This is a genomic window from Mycobacterium sp. (assembly GCF_049585075.1).
Lineage (GTDB): Bacteria > Actinomycetota > Actinomycetes > Mycobacteriales > Mycobacteriaceae > Mycobacterium.
The window spans coordinates 1-4,102 of record NZ_JBAUZA010000258.1 but is presented as its reverse complement, the minus strand read 5'-3'; the positions used below and the strand labels follow the sequence as shown (position 1 = coordinate 4,102).

The 4,102-nt window shown below is 65.8% G+C and carries 6 protein-coding genes and 1 tRNA gene; 4 read left to right on the top strand and 3 right to left on the bottom strand.

Annotated elements, in window-relative coordinates:
- The 3 genes from WB785_RS12230 to WB785_RS12220 all read left to right on the top strand — a co-directional run.
- Positions 1-156 (top strand): hypothetical protein (locus WB785_RS12230; protein WP_424079470.1); only part of this gene is annotated, 156 nt, incomplete at its 5' end.
- Positions 157-168: 12 nt separating this feature from the next.
- Positions 169-696: a cupin domain-containing protein gene (locus WB785_RS12225; protein ID WP_424079468.1), complete on the top strand. Its 528-nt coding sequence runs from the start codon at positions 169-171 to the stop codon at positions 694-696.
- Positions 697-771: 75 nt separating this feature from the next.
- Positions 772-845 (top strand) — tRNA-Met (locus WB785_RS12220).
- A gap of 66 nt (positions 846-911) precedes the next feature.
- Here WB785_RS12220 and WB785_RS12215 read toward each other — a convergent pair.
- Positions 912-1,652 carry an adenosylcobinamide amidohydrolase gene (locus WB785_RS12215; protein ID WP_424079467.1) on the bottom strand — a complete coding sequence of 247 codons (741 nt, stop codon included), beginning with the start codon at positions 1,650-1,652 and terminating at the stop codon, positions 912-914.
- Positions 1,653-1,743: 91 nt separating this feature from the next.
- Here WB785_RS12215 and WB785_RS12210 point away from each other — a divergent pair, with 91 nt between their 5' ends.
- Entirely contained in the window at positions 1,744-2,547 is an 804-nt protein-coding gene (locus tag WB785_RS12210; RefSeq protein ID WP_424079465.1) for a crotonase/enoyl-CoA hydratase family protein, read from the top strand.
- Here the strand turns inward: WB785_RS12210 and WB785_RS12205 are convergent.
- Together WB785_RS12205 and WB785_RS12200 are read right to left on the bottom strand one after the other, a co-directional pair.
- Positions 2,544-3,524, bottom strand: a complete 981-nt coding sequence (locus WB785_RS12205) for a glycoside hydrolase family 6 protein (protein WP_424079464.1) — start codon at positions 3,522-3,524, stop codon at positions 2,544-2,546. The genes WB785_RS12210 and WB785_RS12205 overlap by 4 nt on opposite strands.
- Before the next feature lie 59 nt (positions 3,525-3,583).
- The coding region (locus WB785_RS12200) for a TetR family transcriptional regulator (protein ID WP_424079462.1) at positions 3,584-4,102 on the bottom strand (519 nt) is incomplete at its 5' end.

The window sequence follows — 4,102 nt, the reverse complement described above, 5'->3', positions numbered from 1 at the left end:
GTCACGCTGTCTGCGGCCAAGGCCGCCGCGCTCAAAGACGTTGAGTCGGCGATCGGCGCGGCGCGCGATGCGCAGAAGAGCGGCGATTTCGCCGCCTATGGCGCGGCACTGCAGCGACTCAACGACGCGATTACCAAGTTCGACAACACCAAGTAACAGGTGGTCGAGATGGATCAGATCCCCGTGACGGTTGTACAGCCCGGGGAAGGCGAGTATGTGGCGCTCCCGGGTTTTGGGGCCGTGTTCAAGTTGTCCAGCCGCACCAACGGGGGCGAGGTGTCCATCGTAGAGCACCCGTTCGAGGTGGGCTTGCTCACCGCGGCCCACCGGCACACCCGCGAGGACGAGCATTCGATCGTGCTGGCAGGCGAGATCGGCTTCCGCTCGGACGACAGTGAAGTCGTCCTGGGTGCCGGTGGCTACATCACCAAGCCGCGCGGGCAGATGCACGCCATGTGGAACGCCGGCAGCGAGCCCGGCCGCATCATCGAGATCATCACGCCGGGCGGATTCGAGAACTACTTCCGGGAGCTGGGTGAGCTGCTCGTCGAGCACGCCAACGATCCGCTGGGCAAGGTCCTGCACGAGCTGCCCGAGTTCGGCGAGCTGGCCGACAAGTATGGGCTGACCTACGGCACGCCGGACTGGATGGACGACATCAGGCAGCGCTACGGGCTCAGCCCGCCCTCGCACTGATCCCGGCCCGTCGCGCCTGGTCAGCGCACGATTTGGCGGCCTCGCGGACGCTCAAGTAACCTGGTATTCACCCGTCGCGGGGTGGAGCAGCTCGGTAGCTCGCTGGGCTCATAACCCAGAGGTCGCAGGTTCGAATCCTGTCCCCGCTACTAAATGGAAACGGCCCTCGGAGATTCCTCCGGGGGCCGTTTTCATGGCACGCCAGCGTTTGGGTTTCACACGCCGAAGCGCTGCCCGGGCGGCCCTGAAATCCAGGACCTAGCGCCGGCAACTACGGACGTGTGCACCGCTCTTGCGATCCGGGCGCCGACCGCCGAGCGCGGCCCGCCGTATGTCTCCGCAGTCCCGTCCGTCGGGCAGTGCACGACGATCGCGTCCGAGGCGGTTCCGGTGGCCCGTACCCCGCTCTCGTACAACGCCTGCACCTTCGCCTCCGTTGCGGTGGCCACGGCGTTGACCAGGGCCGCCGCAGACAGCTGCACCGGCACCGCAACCACCACGTTGATGGTTCCCACCCGGTACTCGTCAGCGTCGTTGAGCGATCGGTACTCCATGGTTTGGTAGGCGGGGAACGCGGTCGTCCGGACGCCGGACGGCAATTCGCGGCGGAAGTGGTGGTCGGGCGCGGCCGCCCAGGCCGGGCTGGAGAGCCCAACTGTTGCGGTGGCATGCACGCCGCCATCAGCGGCGAAGTGGTGCCGGGTCACGTCGACCGCAGTGAGCAGCCCGCAGCCGGTGCCGACAAGCTTGAGTGCGGTACCAATCTCAGTCAGGTGGCGGTCCGGGTCGGTCCGGTCGTAATCAAGGGGGACCGTTGCGTTGACCACCCAGTCCCGGGCGCCGATGCCGCCGCCGAGGGGGCCCGACGAGATGCACAGTCGAGGCTCGTCGAATTGCCAAAGGAGGACCGGGATCGGCTGAGCTTGTTCCACCCTCGCGGTCAACCTGGGATGCATCGCCTCATCCTCGCCTGCCGGTGCGGGTTTGCAAGTCGCTAACGCCCGACCACGTCGCCCCAGAAGTCGTCGTCGCGGTAAGTTCCCCAGCGTGTTCGAAGACAGAGTTCATGTGGAGATCGCCGCCAGTGGCGTAGCAACAGTGACCATGGTGCGCACCGACAAGCACAATGCGCTTGACCGGGCCATGTTCGAGGGCTTGATGAATGCCGCAGGCGGGCTGGCCGGCGACGCATCGGTTCGCGCGGTTGTGCTGCACGGCGACGGGAAGAGCTTCTGCTCGGGCCTGGACATCGCCAGCTTCATGTCCGGTCAGGGCGGAACAGGCGTGCTGCTGGAGCGCGACAGCGACCGGCTGGCCAATTTCGCTCAGCGCGTGGCCTACGACTGGTCGTTGGTGCCGGCACCGGTGATCGCCGCGATTCACGGGAATTGCTTCGGCGGCGGTCTGCAGATCGCGTTGGGGGCCGACATCAGGGTCGCTGCGCCGGACGCGAAGCTGTCGATCATGGAGATCAAGTGGGGCCTCGTTCCTGACATGGGCATTACGCAGACACTGCCGCGACTGGTCCCCATCGATGTGGCGAAGGAGTTGACATTCAGCGGCCGGATCGTTTCTGGGAGTGAGGCTTTGGCGCTCGGACTGGTCACGCGAAACAGTGATGATCCGCTGACGTCGGCGCTCGCACTCGCAGAGGAGATCGCGCAGAAGTCTCCTGATGCTGTCCGCGCCGCCAAGCGCCTCTACGACGAGACGTGGGCCAGCGACGACGCTGCCGCTGCCCTCAAACGCGAATCCGAGCTACAAACCGGGCTGATCGGCAAACCCAATCAGCTCACCGCCGTGATGGCCGGAATGTCAGGGGAGCCACCGGTTTTCGTCGATCCCGCTTAATGAATCGCGTTGTGGGCCAGATCGATGGCGTACTGACTCACGAAGGTGCCGGCCGGCGGATTTCCCTTATTGCATGTTCCGTCGGATTCGCCGGGACGTTTGATCCACAAGTAGGCGTCGGCGTGCGCGCCTGCGGTCGTCGCGGTCGGCGGAGTGCCCAGTGCTCGGCCGTCGGGGTTGCACCAGTTGAGCCCGGAGTCCGGCGCTGGTCCGGCGCCGTTGCGCGACGTGTCGATCACGTAGTGCGAACCGTTGGTGAGCGCCGATATCGCCTCGCCGTAGCCGATTTCGTCATTGGTGTTGAAGAAGTTCGCGATGTTGAGGCTGAAGCCCCGCGCGTGGGCGACATCGACCTTGTTGAGTCTGGCCGCCATGTCCTCCGCGCTGTGCCAGCGCAAGTGACCACCGTCTACGTACACGGCCGTGGCCGGATTGCGCGCCAGCGTATCGACGGCGTAGCGAATCAAGTCGTAGCGTTCTTGGCGCTGGTCGGGCGAGAGGCAGTCGGCCATCGCGAGTGCATCGGGTTCGACGATGACCGCCGCTCGCGAAGATCCCACGCCGGATGCGATGAGGTCGATCCACCCGCGGTAGTCGTCGGCGGTCGCCAAGCCACCCGCGGCGAAGCTGCCACAATCGCGGTGGGGGATTCCATAAAGCGCCAGAACCGGGACGGCGCCGGCGGCCAGCGCGTCGCCGGTGTACTTCGCGACCGTGGCTGCCGAAGCGCCCGGAACAATCCAGTACGCCTGTGGCGTGTTGGCGATAGCGGTCAACTCGGGACTCGGCGGATCGGCATGCTGCGCGGCGCGCATGGCCGCCGAGGTGGGATTGACGTAGAAGGGCATGCCCGCCAACGGGTTGGCCTCGTCGACTAAGCGCACCGCTGGACCGATCGGCGCCAGGCCGGTAACGGCGGCAACCGTGAGGAAGGGGGCGATCCACCGCGCGACTGCACCAGCAGCTGAGAACATCACCCGAGGAAATTAACATTGACCGCCAAGCGGCGACGGCGGGGCATGGCGCCGCCGTTGACTCAGCTCGCGGGGGGCTGGGCTTGGGGCAGTTTGGTCAGGGTCGCGAACGCTTCGGTAAAGATCGCGGCGATGTCGCCGTCGTCAGCGGTGGCGAGCGGCTCTTTGTTCAGAAGGGTGCGCAGTACTCCGATTCCTAGCAGCAATGCGCTGACCATCTCGGCGCGAAGCCGTGGTTGGTCGGCGTCGATTCGCTTCGACAGGTTGCGAGTCAGGCCGGTTTCGAGCTGATGGTTGAGGCGTGCGACGACGGCGGGGTCGCCGCTGGAGCGCAGCAGCGCAAATAGCGGGGCGTCGACGTCTTGGCGAGTGCGGAGCACCCGCTCGATCAAGGTATGGCCCACGGCATCGTCGGGAGCACGACGTACGACTTCGACATTGTCTGACACATCCGTCGCGGCCGTGAACAGCTCCTCCTTGGACCCGAAGTAGCGCCTGATCAGCATCACGTCCACACCGGCTTGCGCGGCGATGGAGCGCAGCGAGGTGGCGCGATAGCCGTGGCGTAAGAACTGTTCTCG